The 21,531-nt window shown below is 56.3% G+C and carries 11 protein-coding genes; 5 read left to right on the top strand and 6 right to left on the bottom strand.

The genetic code is table 11. The features are described 5' to 3' along the window. A partial coding sequence (locus WA354_RS00175; RefSeq protein WP_472810983.1) for a tetratricopeptide repeat protein occupies window positions 1-1,230 on the bottom strand: 1,230 nt, incomplete at its 3' end. 442 nt (window positions 1,231-1,672) lie between these two features. Here WA354_RS00175 and WA354_RS00170 point away from each other — a divergent pair. Next, window positions 1,673-1,912: a hypothetical protein gene (locus WA354_RS00170; protein ID WP_472810982.1), complete on the top strand. Its 240-nt coding sequence runs from the start codon at window positions 1,673-1,675 to the stop codon at window positions 1,910-1,912. A gap of 156 nt (window positions 1,913-2,068) precedes the next feature. Next, the gene (locus tag WA354_RS00165) at window positions 2,069-3,727 is read left to right on the top strand and encodes a CRTAC1 family protein (protein WP_472810981.1); all 1,659 of its coding nucleotides are present in this window, start codon (window positions 2,069-2,071) and stop codon (window positions 3,725-3,727) included. A 13-nt stretch (window positions 3,728-3,740) separates the two neighbouring features. Here the strand turns inward: WA354_RS00165 and WA354_RS00160 are convergent, their stop codons facing one another. After that, window positions 3,741-4,682, bottom strand: a complete 942-nt coding sequence (locus WA354_RS00160) for a multiheme c-type cytochrome (protein ID WP_472810980.1) — start codon at window positions 4,680-4,682, stop codon at window positions 3,741-3,743. Between the two features lie 1,035 nt (window positions 4,683-5,717). Between WA354_RS00160 and WA354_RS00155 the strand changes: the two genes are divergently transcribed. The 3 genes from WA354_RS00155 (at window position 5,718) to WA354_RS00145 (ending at window position 13,596) form a co-directional block, all read left to right on the top strand. After that, window positions 5,718-9,287 carry a carboxypeptidase-like regulatory domain-containing protein gene (locus WA354_RS00155; protein WP_472810979.1) on the top strand — a complete coding sequence of 1,190 codons (3,570 nt, stop codon included), beginning with the start codon at window positions 5,718-5,720 and terminating at the stop codon, window positions 9,285-9,287. 356 nt (window positions 9,288-9,643) lie between these two features. Beyond that, a complete protein-coding gene (locus WA354_RS00150; RefSeq protein ID WP_472810978.1) occupies window positions 9,644-11,785 on the top strand; it encodes a tetratricopeptide repeat protein in 2,142 nt (713 codons plus the stop codon). 53 nt (window positions 11,786-11,838) lie between these two features. Then, entirely contained in the window at window positions 11,839-13,596 is a 1,758-nt protein-coding gene (locus WA354_RS00145) for a CRTAC1 family protein (protein ID WP_472810977.1), read from the top strand. Window positions 13,597-13,622: 26 nt separating this feature from the next. On the opposite strand, the gene WA354_RS00140 is transcribed toward WA354_RS00145, so the two are convergent. From WA354_RS00140 to WA354_RS00125, 4 genes are all read right to left on the bottom strand, one after another. Further along, window positions 13,623-15,362, bottom strand: a complete 1,740-nt coding sequence (locus tag WA354_RS00140) for a VWA domain-containing protein (protein WP_472810976.1) — start codon at window positions 15,360-15,362, stop codon at window positions 13,623-13,625. 197 nt (window positions 15,363-15,559) lie between these two features. Next, the gene (locus WA354_RS00135) at window positions 15,560-16,636 is read right to left on the bottom strand and encodes a VWA domain-containing protein (RefSeq protein ID WP_472810975.1); all 1,077 of its coding nucleotides are present in this window, start codon (window positions 16,634-16,636) and stop codon (window positions 15,560-15,562) included. Window positions 16,637-16,664: 28 nt separating this feature from the next. Next, the gene (locus tag WA354_RS00130; RefSeq protein ID WP_472810974.1) at window positions 16,665-19,565 is read right to left on the bottom strand and encodes a hypothetical protein; all 2,901 of its coding nucleotides are present in this window, start codon (window positions 19,563-19,565) and stop codon (window positions 16,665-16,667) included. Window positions 19,566-20,181: 616 nt separating this feature from the next. Further along, window positions 20,182-21,084, bottom strand: a complete 903-nt coding sequence (locus WA354_RS00125; RefSeq protein ID WP_472810973.1) for a hypothetical protein — start codon at window positions 21,082-21,084, stop codon at window positions 20,182-20,184. Window positions 21,085-21,531 lie beyond the last annotated feature (447 nt).

Here is a 21,531-nt window from a genome sequence, read left to right as displayed (position 1 = left end):
CGCCCAGCCGGTGCCGCTCTCAGGCGTCACTGCGAGCCATGCCTTCAAATCGGCGGCCGCGGCGGAGTACTGGCCTGCCGAGTATTCCTGCATAGCCCGGTTCCAGCGTTGTCGCGGGTCTTGCGAGGTGGTCCCGGCCATCGAAGCATAGCTGGCATTGGCATAGAGGAGAACGATGCGCTGCTCGGGGCGCTGCCTGGAAATGGGAACACTGGCAGGCGCCACGAATTTCCGCTCCGCAGCAGCTTGCTCCCCCCTGCCCGCCATTTCCAATGCTTGCGCTAATGCTTCATGAGCATCAGGATTATCCGGGGAGAGTTGGATGGCCTTTTGCGCTTGGGTCAGCGATTCATTCACACTGCCCTGGCGAAGTTCGATTCGGCTAAGTTCGATCCAGGGGATTGGGCTATCGGGCGAAATCCTTACCTCGGCACGGAACTGCTCGACCGCCTCTTTCTCCTTTCCTGCTTTAGCCAGCGCAAGTCCAAACGCATAGTGGAGGTAGGGCACATCGGGATAAGACTGCAACAACGCGGCCAAGCGGAGTGGTTCATCCTTGCCGGAGGTTGCAGCCTCCCCGGCGGCCAGCACCAGTGCCTCGCGTGACGGATCAAGTTGTCTGGGCAGGAGAGGAACGCGCAACATCGCGAGGCCCAGTGCCATCTTCACCTGGGGCGACATGAGGCCAGAGCCGAAGGTGGAGAGAAGAAGAGCAGAAGCGCGGTCAAATTCTCCTGCGCGAATGCGCAGCAGCCCCAGGTGATAGCTGGAGACGCGCGCGATTTCCGCATCGTCTTTGATGCCGAGAGATTGCGCCTTCTCCAAATGAGCGAACGCATTGTCGTAATCGCCGATTTCGAATTCCGAGAGGCCGAGGAGACTCCAAGCGTTTCCCAGGCTTGGAACAAGTTCAACAACTCTCTGGAAAGTGGATTTTGCCTCGGCGAAGCGGTCGCTGCCGTACTGCAGCATGCCCAGGTTCCAAAGGCCTTCCTTCCAATCGGGCTGCAATTTCAGGGCACGCTGGTAGTCGCGGATTGCGTTGTCTGTTTTCCCGGCTTCCGCCTCTTCAAGTGCCTGTTTGCGCAGACTATCCAGTTCGACCGACGGTGAGCTCGCTCCGGTTGCGGACTGAGCGATGGGGGAGATTTCTGCGGATGCCCGGTCAACGCAAGCAAACGGAATAAGAGCGGCCGCCACCCAAATCGATCGAATTATCGAGATCGGCATGGCCTGCACCCGCCAGTAAGTATACGTTGGCCTTGCGGCAGACTCTCCATGAGACAGGGTGACAGGACACACTCTCATTGGCGTGGATTCGCAGGGCTGGCGAGGTGTTAAAGCTGGCCCGTGAGACGAAAATGGGGTTAAGCTTTTGATGGTGAAACCGAGTGGACTTCCGGTTCGTCAACGGTGTCTGTTTTTCGGTTTGCTTCAACGTTGGGAGTTCATGCACAAGAGGGACTTTGAATCGCCGTATCCCTCGCCAGTCCTTTGGAATACACGGACTGCGTGCCGGGTTCTGTGCCTCGCGCTCCTGTTGGTAACGCCGGCTGGGGCGCAGGTTCGCGGCAGTTCGCCGAGCCTGCCTACCTTGCCCAGTGGCGCTCCGGTGGGCACCAGGGAAGACTATGACATCCCGAGCCGCGATGCTCTCGAAGAGGCGCGGCGTATGCGCGCCATCAATGAATCGCGGCAAAAAGGAATTATTTCCGACACTAACAAGCTCCTAAAGCTGACCACTGAATTTAATGCGGAAATTGCTAGTGAGAATTCTGGTGAACTGACCCGAGCCCAGGTTCGAAAGCTTGCCCAGATTGAGAAACTCGCTCACAGCATCAGCGAAAAGATGAGCGCAAATGCGTGGGTCACGATGGGACCACAATCTCCCCTATCTCCACAGTTTCACTGAATCACGAATTCTCTTCATTATGGCGCTGCCACAGTCCGCTTTCCCCGTGTCCGTTCATGGCGAACGTTGTTAGACTGACGTCAAGAGTCCTGGATGTGTCCCATTCAGATTGGTCGCCCGCTCAAAAACATCTCGCGTCGCAGACTTCTGCGCAACATGGCAGTCGTGGCTGCCGCGTCCCCAGTGTGCGAGATGCTTCTCGGCCGCGCTGCTGCGTCGCCCGTGCCATACGTTTTTGAGGAGGTGCCGGCATCGAAGAGCGGCATTCACTGGGTACACAACGCAGGTAGGTCCGTTGAAAAGTATCTGCCGGAGAGCAGTGGAGCAGGGTGTGCTTTTCTCGATTTCGATAACGATGGCTGGATGGATATTTACCTGGTTAACAGCGGCAAAGCGAAGTTTTACAACCCGCCCCATCCTTTGCAAAATGCGCTTTATCGCAACAACCGCGACGGCACTTTCACCGATGTCACGGCCAAAGCTGGAGTTGCTGGCGGAGGCTACGGCATGGGCGTGGCCGTGGGGGACTACAACGGAGATGGGCTTCCCGATATCTATGTGACGCAATGCGGCCGTAACATTCTGTATCGCAATAACGGGGACGGCACTTTCACGGACGTTACCGATCAAGCCGGCGTTGCGGCGGGCGGTTGGAGCTCGAGCGCGGTGTGGTTCGACTACGACAACGACGGCAGGCTCGACCTGTTCGTCTGCCAGTTTGCGGAATTTGACATGGCGCACGGATGCGGCGTAGATTCCGCCGGCTTGCACCACTACTGCATTCCCAAAATATTCAACCCGAGGCCGAGTTGGCTCTTTCACAACAACGGCGACGGCACGTTTACCGACGTGAGTAAAGCTACCGGGATTGCCGACCATTTGGGAAAGGCTTGGGGAGTGGTAGCAACGGACGTGAATAACGATGGCAAGATGGACCTCTTCGTTTCAAACGATACGGTGCAGAACTTCCTCTTCATGAACCGGGGAGGCAGCTTCGAAGAAACGGGCCTGGAGGCCGAGGTTGCCTACAGCGCCGATGGCCGCGTCCGCTCCGGCATGGGGGTGGATTCGGTCGACTTCAACGAAGACGGCCTGATGGATCTGTTCGTCGCCAACATCGATGAGGAGTTCTTCTCGCTCTACCAAAACAACGGCGATGGAACCTTCGATGATGTCGCGATCCCGGTCGGCATCGGCATGTCGACGCGCTGGATGAGCGGATGGGGGCTCAAGTTTTTGGATTATGACAACGATGGCGATGAGGATCTGATCGGAGCGAACGGTTTTCCCGATGATTTGTTTGACGAGGCGTCGTCTTCCATTCAGTGGAGACAGCCTTTGCTGCTCTTTCATCATGAGGGAAAAGTATTTCGTGATGTGAGCGCTTTGAGCGGGCCTGTATTTGCAAAAAAGTTTCCGGCCCGGGGTCTCGCCATCGGCGATTTCACCAACGACGGGGGAGTCGACGTACTGATCGCGAACAACAACGAAGCTCCGTTACTGTTGCGTAACAACGTGGGCCGCCTCAACAACTGGCTTGGAGTGCATCTGATCGGGCGCAAGTCGAATCCCGACGCGATCGGAGCCCGCGTCAGCTACCAGGCAGGAGACCTGAAGCGCACAAGGATGAAGGTGGGTGGAGGCAGCTTTCTTTCTTCGCACGATCCCAGGATGGTGCTCGGTATAGGCAAGCGAACAAGAGTCGACAGCCTGGAAGTGAAATGGCCGTTGCCAAGTGGCGTGGTCGAGCGCTTCAGCGACCTACCCCTGAACCGCTACATCACGATCATTGAAGGAACCGGTAAGTGGAAATAGAAGCTCGCGTGCTTTACTCCGGAAACGGCTCGCCGGGCTTCACAATGCGGATGCGATGGTCTGTGAAGTTGGCGTGCATCTCCGGGATATAGACCTTTTCCATATGGCAGTTTGTGCAGTTACTTACAGCTTTCGGGCACGGCGCGCCCGGATGACTGATGGTTGCCTTCTGTTTCGGCTCGATTACGTGGCAACTGCGGCATACGTGGTCGTAGGCCGCCGCATCGGTTTCAAGCTGCTGGTGCGGGTCGTGGCACGCGGTGCATGTCAGGCGCGAGTCGCCGTTGCCCCAGCACTTGCTGGTGACGAGACGGTATGGGGCGGACCTTGTTGTGGATACGCCTTTCGTTCCCGAGAGCTTTGTATCCCAAAATGTACCGTGGCAGGCACCGCAAAAGTCCACCGCATCCTGAGGAGGCAGGCCTTCCGGATTGTAGATTTCCTGCTTTGTACTCCTGGGCTTGTGCGCAATGCTGGCGTCCATCGACTTCGCATGGTTTGCACCAGGGCCGTGGCAAGCCTCGCATGTGACCCCTGGGATCAAACGCTTTTCGTCGAACTGTCCACCTGCGTTGGATGCCGTGGAATGGCAAGCGAAACATTGTTGAACCTCGGCACTGCCAACGGGTCTGTACATTGCCTCTGCAAGGCTGGATGGGGTCAGAAGGGAGCGCCAGGGAGTGAAGTCAAGCGCTTTCAGCCTGGTGAAGAATGTGACCCGTGCCTCGTAAAAGCCGCCGTCTTCCTTTTTGAACAAATAGGACTGGGCGACACGGCCCGTTCCAAAGGCCCACGCAAGCGGATACGAGATGCGCTGATTTCCATTCGTGACCGAATATGCGGCCCGGTTCGCATCTGTATCGATTCGGTATTGGAATTTGCCCACGGAGAACGTCAGGGCGGGATTGAGATGGAGGATATCCGCAACCGCAGCCGGCATGAGGTTTCGAGCCATCGGGGTCTCGGTTTGTGTCGCGGTCCTGGCGGCATGACAACGCGCGCAAGTTTCCGGTCCGACAAAGCCCTCGCGGGATGGCTGGCTCTGCGTCGGCCAGAAACCGGGTTCTGCGAGGTGGTCTCCTGTCGAGAGTTGTCCAAGTGCAGCGACTGTCTGCACAGAGAACGTTATGGCAAGGGCAAGGAAACGGAAGCGCCGCATGACGCTGCACGGCGTGGCATTCCAGTGTTGATTTGAGAGCGACCGGGCGATAGGTAGCGGGGAAGCAAGGATTCCGGCCGTTTCGATTTTGTTGTGCCCTGGCAATCCTTGCACTCCTTTGCACAGCATAACTGCTTCTGAGTGGGCGGAAGAATTTGGGCATGCAGCAAGGGTCTGACGAGTATGAGGGTGGGGATGGGCCGCCTCAGAGTTTCGCGCGCCACCGAAGGTTCCTGTTCTCAGGCGGGAGACGGAAAATTGTATCAATCTGAAAATTGTTTGTTGCCGGACGGTACAAGCGGGCCGCGCAGCATTCTTCTTCGAAATTGCCGACGTAAAGCAATTTACTTTGTGGGGACCCTAGCCCGCAGCAAAAGTAAAACACGCGTGGATGTTGATAACCAAGCTGGACATCTCGGAATATCGTATTGACAGCCGGTGGCACTCAAGGTCACAATTCTTGGCCAGACGAAAGACTCGGCCGCGACGCTCCGCGTGAGGCATGGAGCGCCGCCCGCGTTAGCTCGAGATGTAACGGGTCCCCCTGAACCAGTTTCTCTCTCTGTAGCCGCGAACGTCGACTTCCTCTAGACCGGTTTCGTCATTTCGTTGTGTTCCTGATCGTCTTACCGCAACGCACGCCCAATCGATTCGCATCAAGACGCAAATATACGTTGATGTGCCAAAGACAACGGACGGAGTCCTCGTAAAGCAGTAGGGGACGAACGGCAAGACTATTTTTCAGGAGGCCAAATGAGGCAGAAAAGAATCGCAAGATGCAGTTCTGCGTCCCGAGCAATCGGGATAAGCGCGCTGTTCGTGATGCTCATCATGCTGGTTGCAGTTCCCGCTGCGATGCATGCACAAGCCTATTACGGCTCTATTGTCGGCAATGTGACTGACTCGAGCGGCGCCGCCATTGTTGGGGCAAAAGTTGACGCCACGGCTTCAGGCACAGGCGTAAAATCCTCCACAACCACGTCGGGCACTGGCACCTACTCGCTGCCGCAACTGGCGGTAGGCACCTACACGGTCCATATCACCGCGCCCAATTTCAAGGAGTTCGTCTCCGACGGTGTTGAAGTCCACGTTTCCACAAACACTTCAGTAAACGCCGCACTTCAGCTTGGTGCGGTATCCGAATTGGTGACAGTCCAAGCCGACTCCGTGCAGGTTGCGACCACTTCGGCGCAGGTGGGCGAGGTCGTCGTCGGAACGCAAGTGCGCGAGCTGCCTTTGAGTGGTGAGAATTTTGTAGGCTTGACCCAGCTTTCACCGGGGGTGAGCGCGGCGCAGGGCGCCAACTTTGTTGGCAAGGGACTCGATGGAGGAGTCAACTTCTCTGTCAACGGCAACCCTTACACGAACAACCTGTTCCTGGTCGACGGGGTGAACAACAACGATGTAGGTTCAAACCGCACCATTCTTGTCTATCCTTCGGTCGACACCATCGCCGAATTCAAGATGATCCGCAACTCGTACGGTCCCGAGTACGGCCAAGCCTCTGGTGCGATCATCAGCATCACCACCAAATCCGGCGAAAACAAGTTTCACGGCGGCGCATTCTATTCCGGCCGCAACGATGCGCTGGACGCCAACAACTGGTTTGCCAATCACGACAATTTAGGCAAGGCCAAAGAACGCCGCGACGATTACGGATACAACATCAGCGGACCTGTAATGAAGAACAAGGCTTTCTTCTGGTGGAACCAGGAGTGGAATAAGGAAATACAGGGCGTACCTTTCGCGGCCTGCGTTCCAACCGCCGCTGAAGAAGGCGGCGATTTCAGCGGCTATACCGGCACAACCGACCAATGCGGCGCCACTCTTCCGACGATTCCCGCTTATGCGCAAACACCAGGGAACCCCATGAAAATCGCGTCGCCAGACCCGGCTGGCCTGCTGATCGCAAGCTTCTATCCGGCCGGTCCAGTTAACACTACGAACGGGAACAATTATTCGCAGCTGATTAACAATCATCTGGACTGGAGCGAGTGGAACGTCCGCGGCGATTACGATATTACCCATTCGAATCGGGCCACGTTCCGCTGGACAAACGATTCGTGGAATAATCCGGCCCAGAACGATGGTTCGCCTTTCTGGGGCGAGTCCAATTTTCCCACCATCGATTCGTCCTGGAGTCAGCCCTCAAGAAGCATCATGGCCAAACTGAGCTCCACGATCTCCAGCTCGATGGTCAACGACGTCGAATTCGGCTTTGGACAAAACCGCATTATCACAACTCTTGCAGGAACCGAAGCCGGCAACGTTCCATTGCTGCAGGCTGCCTACCCGGCCACGTTCCCGAGCTCGATCAAGCAGAAAGACGAGTTCTTTGGTGGATGGGGTGGACTGAATCCGTACGGTTACATCGGGGGTAACTCTGGTGGTGGAAGCGGCACGACTTCGATGTGGAACATCGCACCATACGGCAACCACGAAGATCTCTACACCATTCAGGACAATATCTCAAAAGTGCACGGGAATCACCTGCTGAAAGCGGGTATCTTCCTTAGCTCGAATGAGAAGGTTGAGAGCAGCGGCGCCGGTGCGGACAGGCCGGTATTGCCTGGAAACTGCTCGGCTCCGCTTTGCTCCAATACCAACAACAGTCTGGCCACTATTCTGCTTCCTGGCACGGGCGCAAACGCGCAGGTGTTCACGGGCGTTACAGAGAATAGCATCGATGGCATTGCCGACGTTCGCTGGCACGATATTGAGCCCTACGTTGGCGACTCGTGGAAGATCAGACGCAACTTAACGCTCGACTTCGGCTTCCGCTGGTCGTTCTATCGCGAGCCATATGGGGGAACCGACGGCGGCAATACCTCACCGGCCTATAACTCGGGCGGCAATTACAAGAGTCAATGGGCAAATTGGGACCCCGCAGCCTGGAGCGCGTCAGAAGCGGCGGCGAACCCAGGGGATGCCTGCAATGGCATTCTCATTGTGCCGGGTACGACACCGTGCGCAAACCAGGTTAAATTCCTTGCGACTCTGGGTGTAACCGCGAACCTCTCCAATGGCACGCCAGGTCCGAACGCAGCGTTGGTGAAGGAAAACAACCACAGCATCGCTCCGCGCGTGGGTGTTTCATGGGACATCTTCGGAAACGGAAGAACGGCACTTCGGGCCGGCGGCGGCCAGTTCTTTCAGCGAGAGTTGGTAGGCATCGCAGAAAACCTTGCCCGCAACGCTCCGTTTGTCCTTGGTATCAGCACAGACCGTTCGCTGGATACGGTGGCGCCGTTGACCAGCGCCTCGGTTTCGCCGAGCGCCAACAAGGACACGGGCGGAGTCATCCCGAATGCCTGGCAGTGGAATCTGTCTCTGGAACAGGCAGTGGCTCGCAACACAACCTTCCAGATTGGATATGTCGGCAATACCGGCCTGCATCTCACTTCGATGCGCGACGCGAATGCCATCACGAACAACAACTGGTTAGCTGGGGCATTTACGGGAGGAGCCGCACAGAATGCACTGCGTCCGGCGAATAACTTCGGGATGATCGGCGGCTTCGCACGTGGTGGACACGCTTCGTACAATTCGCTGCAAGTATTATTCCGCGCGCAAACCGGGTCATTCTCGACCTTCCAGGCTGCCTACACGTGGTCTCACTCAATAGGCAACGTCGAGCTGGATAATTCATCGGGTGGCGTAAACCAGGAAGCAATCACCGATCAATATAACCCGGGGCTGGACAAGGGCAATACCAACATCAATCGTCCGAATATCTTTGTGGCAAATGAGGTGTTATTCCTGCCGAAATTTGCCGCGTATAACCGGTTCATACAGGCCACTGCGGGAGGATGGGAGGCCAACAGCATCTTCACCATGGCTGAAGGCAGCTCGTTCACTGTGTTCTCCTCAGGCGCCAGCGCTGCAACTGTAAATGGAGTGACTGGGACGCTCAACTCCCTTGTTGGAACCGGCTACACCAACAATCAGCGGCCCCTGCAAACCAATGTCAGTTGCAGTGCGGGAAAGAACGGCCCCAATCTTCTCAATTGGAGCCATTTCACGCTGATCGGCTACACCATCGGAACCTTCCCGGGCAACCTTGCGTCTCGCGGCACCTGTTTTGGGGCACCCAACACTAACGTGGACGCTCAGCTGGCCAAGAACTGGATGATCAAAGAGACATTGAGGGTCAAGTTCTCCATGGACTTCTTTGACCTCTTCAATCATCCAAACTTTAATAGCTCCAATCTCGAAGGCACGGGCTTTACGGCCTCCGGGGGCGTATATTGCGGGGGAGCCACAGCGACCAGCGGATCGGTTTGCAGCCCGACCAATAACGTGATCACCAGCGCCAACACGCCTACCGGCTTCGGGCAGGCAGGAAGCCAAAACCTCAACCAGGGGCGTACGTTGCAGTACAGTCTCAAAGTTACGTTCTAAAAGAGGCGACTCAGACACTATCAACCGAGCTTGAGGTTTGGGTGGCTGATTCGAAACGAAAAGCAGAACCTGAGAGGCGGGGCTTGATTACCTACAGCCCCGCCTCTTAGTCTCTATCGATAGAATGCAGTCTTCCGATGAAACCTAATCCAGGAAGCTCTCCCCGGCAAACCCTGCAGAGAGGAAGGCGCGCCCTCAGTGTCGTGTTCGTATTTTGCTTACTGCAGGCGATCTGTTCGCCCTGCCTTGATGCACAGCCACAGAAGCCAGCCGAGCCCGCCAACCAATCGCAAGAAGAGCTTGCCAGGAGACTCAAAGCGGCCAGGGATGCGCGCGATTCGCACGACGAAGCTGCCGTGTCCCGAGCGAACGAACGCCTGATCGCGCTCGCCTACCGCGAGTTGGCGCACCTGCATCTTGTTGCCTCGGATTATCCGCAGGCCATAATTTTCTACAATGATTCACTGAATTACGAAGAGCTCGCCGACACGCGCATCGACCTGGCGATCGCTGAACTGGAGGCGGGCCAGATCGACAATGCGATCGTGGAAACCCGAAAGGCTTGTACCGCGACGCCTGCCGATCTGCGCTGCTTCCAGGTGCTGGGGAACACGCTCATACAAAAAGGGGATTTTGCCTCCGCGGTGGAACCCCTGACACGCCTGTCGAATGCGCAGCCGACCGTTGAGAATCTCTACTCGCTCGCCATAACGCTGCTCAACACCGGCAAGCCGGAGGACAAGACTCGCGCGGAGGCCGTCTTCAACCGAATGAAGGAGAGTTCGGGCGATAGCGGCTCGCTGCATGTCCTCTTTGGTCGCGCGTACCGCGATGCCGGTGACATGCCCTCTGCGATTCGAGAATTCCAGCGCGCGGTAGCGCTTGATCCGCGGACTCCGCACGCACACTATTTTCTCGGCCTCGCGCAACTGTCTCTCAATGAGTGGAAGCCCACCCCGGATGCTGTAGCGGAGTTAAAGAAGGAAGTCGAATACTTCCCGCATGACTACCTTGCCAACTACATGCTGGGCTTTCTCGCATCGGGCGAACGGCAGTATGACGAATCGAACCGGTACCTCCTGGCGGCTTCAAAGATCAATCCCTCGGCGCCCGAACCATTTCTCTATATGGGTCTGAATGCTTTCTCCGAAGAGAAGATGGACTCTGCCGAGAAAATGTTGCGCAAAGCAGTGGAACTTACCGGCAGCGATGAAGCTCGCTCCAATTACCAGATCCGCAGGGCCTATGTCGACCTGGCGCGCATCCTGGCTCGGAGCGGACGTACGAAGGAAAGTGACGCCTTCGCGACCAAAGCGCGCGAGTTGCAAAACAAGACGATGGTGGAAAGTCAGCAGAGCGTTTCCGCGATCATGCTCGCGGGTGGAACCGGCGCTGCTGCTGCCGTGATGCCGCTGAATCGTCAACAGGAGAACCAGGCCGCGCCATCCGTTCAGAGCGGCGCCAGTCTTTTTGCGCAAAGCAAAATGTCACCTGAACAGCGCGCCGCGGCGGAAGCGAGCGAGAAAGCGCTTCAGTCAGTGCTGGCGCTGGCGTTCAATGACCTCGCCACATCGCAGGCAATTCAAGGGGCATATTCTCTGGCCTTAAGCAACTATCAGCAGGCAGAGCAGTGGGACAGCAGCCTTCCTGGTCTCGAGAAGAACCTCGGTCAATGCGCCTTCCGAGCAAGGAACTATCCGGAAGCAGTCCGTGGTCTCTCTCTTGCATTGGCGCACAACAGCGATTCCCCGGCGCTGCGAGCCATGCTCGGCGTTTCCTACTTCGCGACGGAGCAGTTCAAGCAAGCAGTCGAAACCTTCGCGCCGCTCGGGGCACGTGCCATGCAGGACAGTGAAACCGGTTATGCATGGGCCGCCTCTCTGACCCACATCGGCGATTTGAAGATGGCGACACAAGTGTTGAGTGCCTTCGAAGCGCAGCCGCGTTCCCCAGACACGCTGCTGCTTGTCGGTCAGCTATGGACCGAGATCGGCGACTACTCGCGCGCCATCGCCACTTTGCAGAGCGCGCTCGCGGCGGATCCAACCCTGCTTAAAGCGCACTTCTACGAGGGTCTCGCCTATATTCGCTGGGAGCATTGGCCGGAGGCCACGAAGGAATTCCAGGCGGAACTGAGTCTCAACCCCGGCGACGCGCGCGCGCAGTATCATCTCGGTTTTGTATACCTTGAGCAATCGAAGACCGACGATGCCGCGGCACTTTTTCTCAAGGTAATTGCCGATCATCCCGACTACGCAAACGCGCAGTATCAATTAGGTAAAATCCTGCTTGACCGCGGCGAAACCGCCAAAGCGGCGGATCATCTCGAAGCCGCGGCACGGCTGAGTCCGCAGACGGATTACATTCATTACCAACTGCAGGCAGCTCTTCGCAAGCTGGGCAAAGACGCGGATGCGAACCGTGAACTTGAAATCTACAAAGAGTTGAAAGCCAAATCGCGTGAAGGCGTCGCAGACCAGCTGAAGCAGAACCCATAGGGAAGGAAACAAGCCGCTTGTTCACTCCTTGCTCCCACGATAGTTTCCTGAGAATGCTGGTTGTTACTCTCTTTGCCGTGAGTATCGCGGCTGCGCAGGTTGGGTCGGGCCATAACCAGGCATCCGCTCCACCCCCTGGTGCAAAATCCATCAAGTGCAGCGGGCGTCCGATTCCACAATTGGAGGATGTTGCGACGGCCGCAGGCATTACCTTCAAACACAACACGGCGCCTCTCAAGAAGTACATCGTCGAATCGATGAGTGGCGGCGTTATCCTCATCGACTACGATCGCGACGGCTGGCCCGACATCTACTTCACCAACTCGCCAACTGTCGACCAGGCTCTCAAAGGAGCGAAGAGCGCTGGGGCGCTCTACCACAACAACCACGACGGCACATTCACCGACGTAACTGCAAAGAGCGGCCTGAGTACGCCATGCTTTGGCATGGGAGGCGCGGTCGGTGACTACAACAACGACGGCTGGCCCGATCTATATCTCACTTGTCTGGGCGGCAACATTCTTTATCGCAATAACGGCGATGGCACATTCACCGACGTTACGGCAAAGGCCGGAGTTGCCGATGGCCGCTGGTCGGCGGGCGCTTCATTTGGAGACTATGACGGCGATGGGTTTGCCGATCTCATGGTCGTGAATTATGTCGACTTCCATCTCGATGACATGCCCGGCTTCGGGAGCGCATCGTTCTGCAAGTACAAAGGCATCGACGTGCAGTGCGGACCGCGGGGGCTCCGCGGGGCTGGCGACTCTCTCTTTCACAACAACGGAGATGGCACATTCACGAACGTCTCAAAGGCCGCCGGCGTCAGCGATCCAGACGGCTACTACGGGCTGGGCGTGGTATGGGTTGACTTCAATAACACGGGCCATCCTGACATTTACGTAACGAACGACTCAACACCGAAGTATCTATACAAAAATCTGGGCAGCGGCAAGTTCGAGGATATTGGTCTGCAATCGGGGACCGCGGTCAGTGAGGACGGCTCCGAGCAGGCTTCTATGGGTATTGCACTCGGCGATTACAATCACACCGGCCGACCATCGATCTTCGTCACCAACTTTACCGACGAAAATGTTCTTCTCTATCGCAACGATGGCGACTGGAACTTCAAGGAAGACTCCTTCCAGTCGGGCGTTGCTCTCCCATCGCTATCGCTGGTCAAGTGGGGAACCGCTTTTGTCGATCTCGACAACGATGGATGGGAGGACCTCATCCTTGTCGACGGCCACGTCTATCCTCAGGTCGATTCGTTGCCCTCCGGGGCAGGATATCGTCAACACGGCGTGCTCGAACTTAACCAGAAAGACGGGACGTTCTGCGACGCCAGTGACAAGGCCGGGAAAGCGCTGATGGAACACCGAGTATCGCGCGGTCTGGCCGTGGGCGATTTGTTTAACGACGGCAATATGGATGTGGTGGTGGAAGATCTTGACGGAAGTCCGATGATCTTGCGCAACCATGGCGTTCCCGGGCGGCACTGGGTAAGCTTTGAACTCGACGGCACCAAAAGCAATCGTCTCGCGCTCAACGCCCGTATCAAGATCGTCGCTGGCGGTATGACGCAGACTGATGAAGTTCACAGCGGAGGCAGCTATCTCTCGCAGAACGACCTTCGCGTTCATTTCGGGTTGGGCAGCGCCGCCAAGATCGAAAAGGTCGAGATCCATTGGCCATCCGGCCTGACGGAAGAGCTAAAAGATCTGGATGTTGACAAGCATTACAACGTATTAGAAGGCAAGGGCATTGTAGACCCCGATAAGGCGAGGCCAACTCCCGTCAAACATCCGTAAACGCTCGACGAAAATCGGTTGCGCATTCAGTATTGATGGCTCGCAGTCGTCGAGACGCCCAGAGCCACGGGCATGTCGAGCGTCCCCAGATTGTGCGTGGCCATATCGCTGACGCCGAGGCGGAGACGGTACTTGCCCGGCTTGAGTTCCAGTTCCAGGTGGACAGGAACACCTGACTCCATCGCTATCTTGTACTGGTCTGGCGTGAGGTCGAGTTTCAGCACTCCGGAAGTCTGAGGCGGCGCGGCGGGTTGTTGTTGGCAGTCATTCAAAGCAATGAGCAGAACCAGGAACTGTGCGTGGCGCTTGCCGTCGGCCGACGTTGTGAAGCTTGCATTCGATGGATCCAGAAGAGAGTCGACGCGCAGCGCGTGATGTTGCGCATCGGGAAGCAGCACTCGGGAACGAAGCGCCATCATCGTGGATTCCGGAGTCGCGGGCTGTAGCGCGATATGCAAATCATTGACGCTATCGGTGGAAGGATGCGTATCGGAATCGGCAAAATAGCCGCGTCGGTAATTGAGTGAACCTACCTTCCCAACAAGCTCGACGTGAATCTTGCGGAACTGGCCGTTCCATTTCTCGTTGGTTGGACGGTAAGCGAGAGTGTAGTAGTTGGAGCCGTCCATCATGCTGTGCCGCAATGCGCCATCAAAGTCGTTCGTTCCTACAAAGGCTTCCCCGCCGGTTTGATCCGCCAGATCGTTCGCCGCGTATCTGAGAGCTGATCGCGCAGCGAACTGGTTTTGCAAGGTGTCGCCCATCTGCGGATTTGCTGTGGTGCCCGTCGGTCCGCCAACCAGTGAAACCGAACCCGACCCGCTGCTGGTCACCGGGACACCGCCCGTCTCCATCCCCAGCAGACTGATGGGGTACACGGAAATCTGCGCGTTGGCAATCAGATTAGCCGTCTCTCGAGCCTGCGCCAGGTCGGGTGTGGCCCTGAATCGTGCGTCCATCAGCTGCGCACCGACTGACACCGGAAAATCCTCAGAAAGCCAGAGCAGATTCTTCCGTCCGGGATAGCCGCTCGTTGCCCGCGCCAACTCCGCGAGAGCTGCAACGGTAATGTACGCACGATTGTCTCGGTGAATGGCGTCCTGGTCTCCTTCAGCCGCTTTGAACTTGCCGGCTGCGCCGCCTGGATCGTAACCGATCGCTTTAGCGAAATCGGCAATAAAATCGTCATCCTGCATCGCCTCATCCTTCGATCGGATGAAGGTCATGTCGTTGGGTCTGATCGACTGCGCCGCAGCCAGCAACCGGTCCGAACTGCCCGTGAAATTCTGGACCATTTGCAGATTATTTCGCAGAACAAATAACGCGACACTCTGTCCCGGCGGCAGCTTCATCAGGAATTTGAGAAGCTGTTTGCGCGCGTAAAGCAGATCGGATCTGGGTGTGTTCAAGAGATCGAACAGGATGATGCTGATGGCACCGGAAGAGGCTTCGCGATTCGCAATATTGGTGTAAAAGAGTTGCGGTGCGGTTGGGGCCAGTGGTTGTCTTTCGGGTGCGAGGACTTCCTGCTTCAAACTGTGAGCCTCGAAGAAGTCAACCTTCTCCGGTTTGCCATCCTCTTCGACTTTGAAGTCCTGCTGCGTCAGACCCTGAACAACCTGTCCGCTTCTGTCCCGCACGACAACATCGACATAGACCAGGCGGCTGGTTAGTCGCAGTGTGGCTCCGGGTAAATCCTGTGCCCTGAATCCAACCGGCGCAGCAAGTAACAAGACCAGGTTGCCGAGCCAGAGAATTCGTGACATCGACGCGCACCTCTGAATCTTTGATGCCTCTTCCCAACATTACCTCGCCACGAGCGTGGCTGGGGTAAATCTCTTCACACGTTCGTATCGGAGTCAGAATGAAGATCGTCGCGGCCCTGATGTAATTAGCCCGACGGCAAGGTCAGTGTGGAAGGCGATAAGGTAAGGCCTGTTCCCATCAAACTTGTATGAACGGTTCAATTAGGATCAGGCCCTGAATCTGCTGTGACCGAATCCTCAGGAGACCGGGCGGCACCGGGCAACAGCCTGTAGCCGTCTCGAGTCCGAATGTGATACTTCTGCAGATCCTTGCCAACCAGCTTCACCTTGATGGATCGCCATCCCCGGTTTGGATTGGCTTGCGGATAATAGCTCAACGTGTAGAGGTGAGACAAATCTTCCCGGATCGATGCGAAAGCCTTTTTCTCCTGTCGCCAGTCCTTTGCAAAATAGGCTTTGCCGCCGGAGACCTTGCTTACACGCTCGAAGGCAGCGGCCGATGCTGGATCATCCTGAGCCTCGCGCGTGCTGAGAATGTAGATAATCGTTCCGGTTGATTCGGCCAGTTCCGCCACATCTTCGGGTGGAACCGAACTGGCATTATCTGGTCCGTTGGAAAATACCACGACAGCCTTTCGTCCCTTAAGCGGGGCTGCATCTTTCACGGTAAGCAGCAGACTGTTGTAAAGGGCTGCATCATCTCCGGCCACCGAACTGCGGACGCCGCTGATTACCTGGAAGGGGTCGGGAGTGAGCGTCGTTGCACGGAGAAGATTGCGGCTGTAGGAGTAGAACGCAACGTTGCTTGATCCGTCCATGGAGCGGATGAAATCAGCAATTGCATCCTGGGCGAAGACAAAGCTCCGGTACATGTAGTTGCTGGTATCGAAGAGAATGAACAGGTTTGCTTCGGCAGTTTTTGGAATAACGCTTCCGAGCGCATTCGTGGGAAGCGAGGGAGTATCGCCTGGTTGTTTCGACGCATTGGCCGGCACGTGACCAGCCATCTCCATAACGCGGCGACCGGATTCGCGGCTCTCTTCAAATGTGGAAACGTTTTGATGAATGTTGTCCTCCGTTACGGAGAAGTCTTCCGGACGAAGACCAGTCACGTAGTTCCCATGACTGTCGGTTACGGCCACGTTGAGCTGAACGAGAACGACATTCATGCGGAGACGCATCGGGTCGTCTTGAGGCGCCAACTGGGTTGAACCAACGCCCATGTAGATCAAACAGGAGAGACTTCCGAAGACCGCGAAAGATTGTTTTGTCATAACAAATCCAGTGTGCGTTTTTTAGGAACTACTTGAGAGCAACCGTACTTGCGCCCACGACTGTGATCTTGCCCGTCCGAAACTCGTCCCCTGTTTCCTGCATGGCACGGAATAGAGCAGGCCAATCGTCGATAGTGCTCGCGAAGATGTTTACAACCATGCGACGGGTAAGTGCGGGAACCAGAACATTGAGCATCACCGGCGAATATCCCATCTCATCCGCAAGTCGAGCCCAATAGAGATTGTTGGATTCCCATGATTGCGCAAGGAGTCTGCTGGCGGTGCCGCCAAACGCTGGAGGAGGCTTCATGTTGAGGAGCATGCGGGAATTACTCGAGAGCATCACGGAATGCGGCACGCCAAAATCCGCTGAAAGTCGCGTCGGGCTGATGTCGGTTGGACTTGCTCGAGAAAGATCGTTCAACTCCCGGTTTGCTTGTCCCAGGTCAGAAGTCTCGTCCGGATACTGCCTCCGGAACACGACAGAAAGGTAAAACGCCTCCGAAGGCAGCATTCTGGATGCCGCTGAAGAGGCAGTATTCGGGCTTTCAAGGCTTCGATGTATCCATTCAAGTCGATCCGGTGGCATTTGATCCGCGAGGATTTCGACTACCTTCGATCGCAATTGAGGATTCGATGCTGATGCAGCGAACAGTTCTTCTCCGGCACGCTGATATAGAGCAGCAGCATGCAATTCGGCCTTGCTCGATGTCCACCAGCGCGGGAGGATAGCGTCCAGGAGAAGGTCCGGTACGGCTTCTTTCCAGATCAACGCCTGCACATTTTTGGGCGAGATCAACTCACCTTCGGTGGCCGCGAGAGCGTAAGGTAGATTCGCGAGCGAGCCTACCAGATAGGCGCCGCCTCCGGCCGTGGCGCCGACACCGATCAGGATTGAATCGCCCCAGACGTTTCCAATGCCCTGGATGGACACGGTTGAGAAGTCGTGGGAGCGCACGAAGAGCGGATTGGAATGCAGAACCGCGGCTCCTGGCGGCTCGTAGTAGGCATAGTTCAGGCCAACCAGCGTATCCCTCAGGAATGGAGTTAGCTGGCCGCGAGCGGCCTCAAGCTGCGCCGGTGTGTGCGCCGACTGGATGATCTTTGTCAGGTCAGTCCGAATCTGCAATTCGGCGTGGCGGCTCGTATAGACCAGGGGAGACCAATCGCTGCGCTCACCCCCCGTAAAGATGGGGCGTGGCATCTCAAATTCCTTCAGGTTGCCGGCAAGAGAAAGCAGACTGTCGCCGTTATGCGCGCCGTGCGCCATCTGGGTCAAGCCATCATAGAGTCCGAATAGAGTGTCGAGAGATACGAGGCGCTGGTCGTCCATGACGGCGCGAATTCTTTCAGCCAGTTCCCGGTGAACCCGCTGGCCATCTGGAACTTCCTGAGCCGGGCCAGCGAGAGTGTCGATAATCTCATCCTGGGAGAGGTCCCTGCTTCCCGTAGATGCAGTAAGAACTGTTTGTAAAGCCGTCCGGGATGCCTCGAACAATTGCAGCGAATTCGAAATACCCAAGAAGGGCTGAATAGCGCCTTGCCACGATGAATTTTGTTTTTCGATGGGGATTTCGCCTTGCCGGGCGAGAATCTGCCAGAGGCCGACCTCCGCTTGAAATGAGCCAAGCGCATTTGCACGTAGAGCTGAATTCGAAATCGCACCGATTCGGTCAGCCGCAGTCACAAATTGCTTTATGGCTGTATCGTCCAGGGAAGGGAACTCGGTGAAGATCGGGAACCAGCGGCTATATTGGGAGAATTTGGCGGCGATTAGCTGTTGAGTTTCATTGGACAATTGCCGATCGACTGGCCTTGCAGCATCGATTGCGCTCAACGTAAGAAAAATTGCAGTCGGGCTGCTGTCGGACAGAGATTGAGAGGCCGCAACCAATGCCTCGAGTGTCCGCTCGGGGGTGTCGCAACAATGAATTGGCTTTACACGCTCACGGTCATCGGTCTTTCTTGAAAAGACTTCCTGCCAAAACTCAGGGGTCCCCGGAATCTGGGGTTCGCCTTCGGCATTCCACCTCAGCGAGGCCAACAGGATCAGAAGATCGGCGTTCCGCGGAAAGACACCATACGCCGCGTCTCTGTTCGCTGTTGATCGATAGGCGGAATACAAATGCCTGAGACGAGAATCTTCGATGATGTGTGTCTGTTGCATTTGATTCAAGCGAGACACAACATCGAAATAGGCAGCCAGCCAGCCGTGATCTCGCGTCAGCAGGTGGGTCACGAAGGGTTCCGGCGAACCTGGGCTCTCACCTACAAGATCCTGCCAGCCCTTTTCGGATCCAGCAGGCAGATCGACCGCTCCTGAATGGATACGAATTTCGCCTCCGTACATCTCAAATTCAGGCGCGACGGCCAGCAACTTCTTCAGGCCCAAGGATTGTTTGAGCGCGACCCTTGTTTCTTCGTCGCATCTGGACAGGCCCCAATAGAGGCGATCCAACGTTCGATCGTGCAACAGCATGTCAACCAGATCCGTCTCTGGTTTCTTTGTCTCCGCAGCGAGTGCCGTCCAATCCTTTTGTGTGTAGAAGATCGGGACCTGGGTAGCAGGGAACTGATAGTCAAACGGCTGGGACTTCTGCAGGGCCTCCTCGAGCGCGGTGAGAGGGAAGCCTGAGTCGATCGTCAGAAACGCTCGTTCTGCATCCGCAGTGACGAAAGCAAAATTGCGCTGTCCGCAGGTCCCCCTGGCTTTGTAACCGAGAACCTCGATGAGTCGATTCGCATCCGCGCAGCCGGCGATATGGATCGTGCCGTTCGCGTCTGAAAAGGATCGCACCTGCCTCGCGAGGTGAACGTAGCGGTCCAACAGACGAAGGAATTCGGTTTCACTTCCGGCTTTGTATCCCTGCAAAGAAATGCCGTGGGCCAACATGGGAATCACTTCGTCGAGCGATATCTTCTGGCTCATGCCGGCCATGCGGAGGAAGGATCGCAGGGGGCCAGGGATCACAACGGTTTCGGCCGCGAGGCTTGGCGACTGCTGCCCGGCAGTGTCACTTTGATTCACCCCTGGAGGTCGGGAACCGTCATTCGGCAGTGCACTGACCGAGGCGACGAAACAGGATTGAAAACAGAGGAGGGCGGCCACGCATATGGACCGGAATGGATGAGGGACATCCATGAAGATTCACCTCTTCAACCAGCCGAATACCGCAAGTCAATGCGTTGGTTCGGATCGGAAAGGGAACCCCTCGATAGCAGAGCGGGAGGGCTGGTTATCTAACGGTTGACCGAATACGGTGATTTCGATTATTGCGAGATCAACGATTTTCTTGATCCAAGACCCGCTACGGCAAGCATGGGGAGTTCCGCAGAGAATCCGATCGGGAGGCTCAGTATTGCGACGCTTTCCGGGAGCGCCCAGGCAGCGCAAAAGACGCCAAGCAAACCGGTGCATCATCATCGCAAAACCGGCCGCGTTCGGCAAGTAATGTTTTCCGGGAATTTTGAGCGGGGCAATGCTGGGTTGTGTACTCGGATTCGCTTTGGGGCGGCGATCGTTGAGGCGAAAAGGTTTGTGAGTTCTAAAAGCTGCTGCCTCCCGTGCCCCTGATAGGCTCGGACATCTTTCGGTCAAAGTCTGTTTGCCTTATGGCGCAGTGCCCTTTAGAGCAGCACAATTGGTTCATCTGGGTGCAACTTGAGTCTGCGGTTGTATGAGCCGACAACCAGGCGCGCAGGGCGGGAATGTTGCGCCACGAAGAGATCAAGATGCGGTCTGGTCTATATGCGTCCCGGAGGTCCGAATACCGGTTGCCATTCAGGTACAGGTCTATGATCTGATGATCTGAATAGGCGCTCGGTCCGGGTTCCCCTGGGGGGACGAACAGGCAGATCGCCTTGTAGTTCACGCTTTGGCCTTGGTAATGGAGAGTGACCGTGTAGGCGACATACCTGCTGAATAAGGAGCCGTTTGCATCGTCAATTTCCGTGAAAAGATCCTGCATGGTCAGCGAGGACGGGTCAGGAGCGTTCGGCTGCCTCTCCATCGCCGGACCCCATTTGGCTTTGGTAGAGCCATACTTATCGCCAACTGTCTGGTCGGGCCGGATGACTGTGAGGTGAACGATTTCTTGACCCGCGCCAGGAACGGTCACGAAATCTGTAAACTTCTGGCTTTGAATGTCCGATGTCTTTCCGCTTGTGATGTTGCTTAACAACACATCGAAGCTCTCTGCATCCGCCATCGACGCCTGCTGGGCCGCTGTCACCTTTGGTGACTCATCGATCGCGCCTTGTTCGGCGGCTTTGGCAGCATCGGTGAGTATAGTCAACTGCATTGCGTAGGGGATCGCATAGTAATCCCGTTGGACCTGATTGAGGTCCTGTTCGGTCTGGTTATACTGCTTTCCGGATTGAGCCTGTGCAATAGCGGAAATACTTAGAGCGGCGGCGAGTGCAGCGAAGGAAGTCCGGATTGATTGCACGACCCCTCCAGATTCTTTGTTTGCAATGGGCTTGCGTATACTGCACCGGCAAGTTGAATCTCAACCGTGGGGCAGGTGGCTGCTAACCGCTAGCGCATTTGATTCACGAATGGTTTCAGGTCATGGTCGGATAGCGCAATATTTCGTGCAGTACTGCCTATGTCTGATTCTAGGTCCTTATAGCGGCTGTTGCGTGACTTATACGATTGATTCTAAATACTATGATGAGGTTCTTTTTGATTCCTGCGTTGCTCTGCATCTTGGGGCCTTTTTGTTGCACGATCGCACCGCGCGAAATGCAACAATCGGCCCGGACTTTCGGCAGTTGGGCCACCCGAACAGGGGCGTGGCTAAAGGCCGGGAGGAGCATTTGTGACTGGCCTGGAAAGCAGGAGCTCATCCTCACCGAAAAACCTGCGCGTAGCAGAGTCTCGGCCGAGCTGATAC

Source organism: Occallatibacter sp. (assembly GCF_049802275.1).
GTDB lineage: Bacteria > Acidobacteriota > Terriglobia > Terriglobales > Acidobacteriaceae > Telmatobacter.
This window is presented reverse-complemented; position numbering and strand designations above follow the sequence as displayed.

Bases quoted from the DNA above. Each gene is read 5' to 3' on its own strand.
- WA354_RS00170 (WP_472810982.1), top strand. From the start codon at position 1,673: ATGCGCGCCATCAATGAATCGCGGCAAAAAGGAATTATTTCCGACACT.
- WA354_RS00165 (WP_472810981.1), top strand. From the start codon at position 2,069: ATGGCAGTCGTGGCTGCCGCGTCCCCAGTGTGCGAGATGCTTCTCGGC.
- WA354_RS00160 (WP_472810980.1), bottom strand. From the start codon at position 4,682: ATGGCTCGAAACCTCATGCCGGCTGCGGTTGCGGATATCCTCCATCTC.
- WA354_RS00155 (WP_472810979.1), top strand. From the start codon at position 5,718: ATGCTGGTTGCAGTTCCCGCTGCGATGCATGCACAAGCCTATTACGGC.
- WA354_RS00145 (WP_472810977.1), top strand. From the start codon at position 11,839: ATGCTGGTTGTTACTCTCTTTGCCGTGAGTATCGCGGCTGCGCAGGTT.
- WA354_RS00140 (WP_472810976.1), bottom strand. From the start codon at position 15,362: ATGTCACGAATTCTCTGGCTCGGCAACCTGGTCTTGTTACTTGCTGCG.
- WA354_RS00135 (WP_472810975.1), bottom strand. From the start codon at position 16,636: ATGACAAAACAATCTTTCGCGGTCTTCGGAAGTCTCTCCTGTTTGATC.
- WA354_RS00130 (WP_472810974.1), bottom strand. From the start codon at position 19,565: ATGAGCCAGAAGATATCGCTCGACGAAGTGATTCCCATGTTGGCCCAC.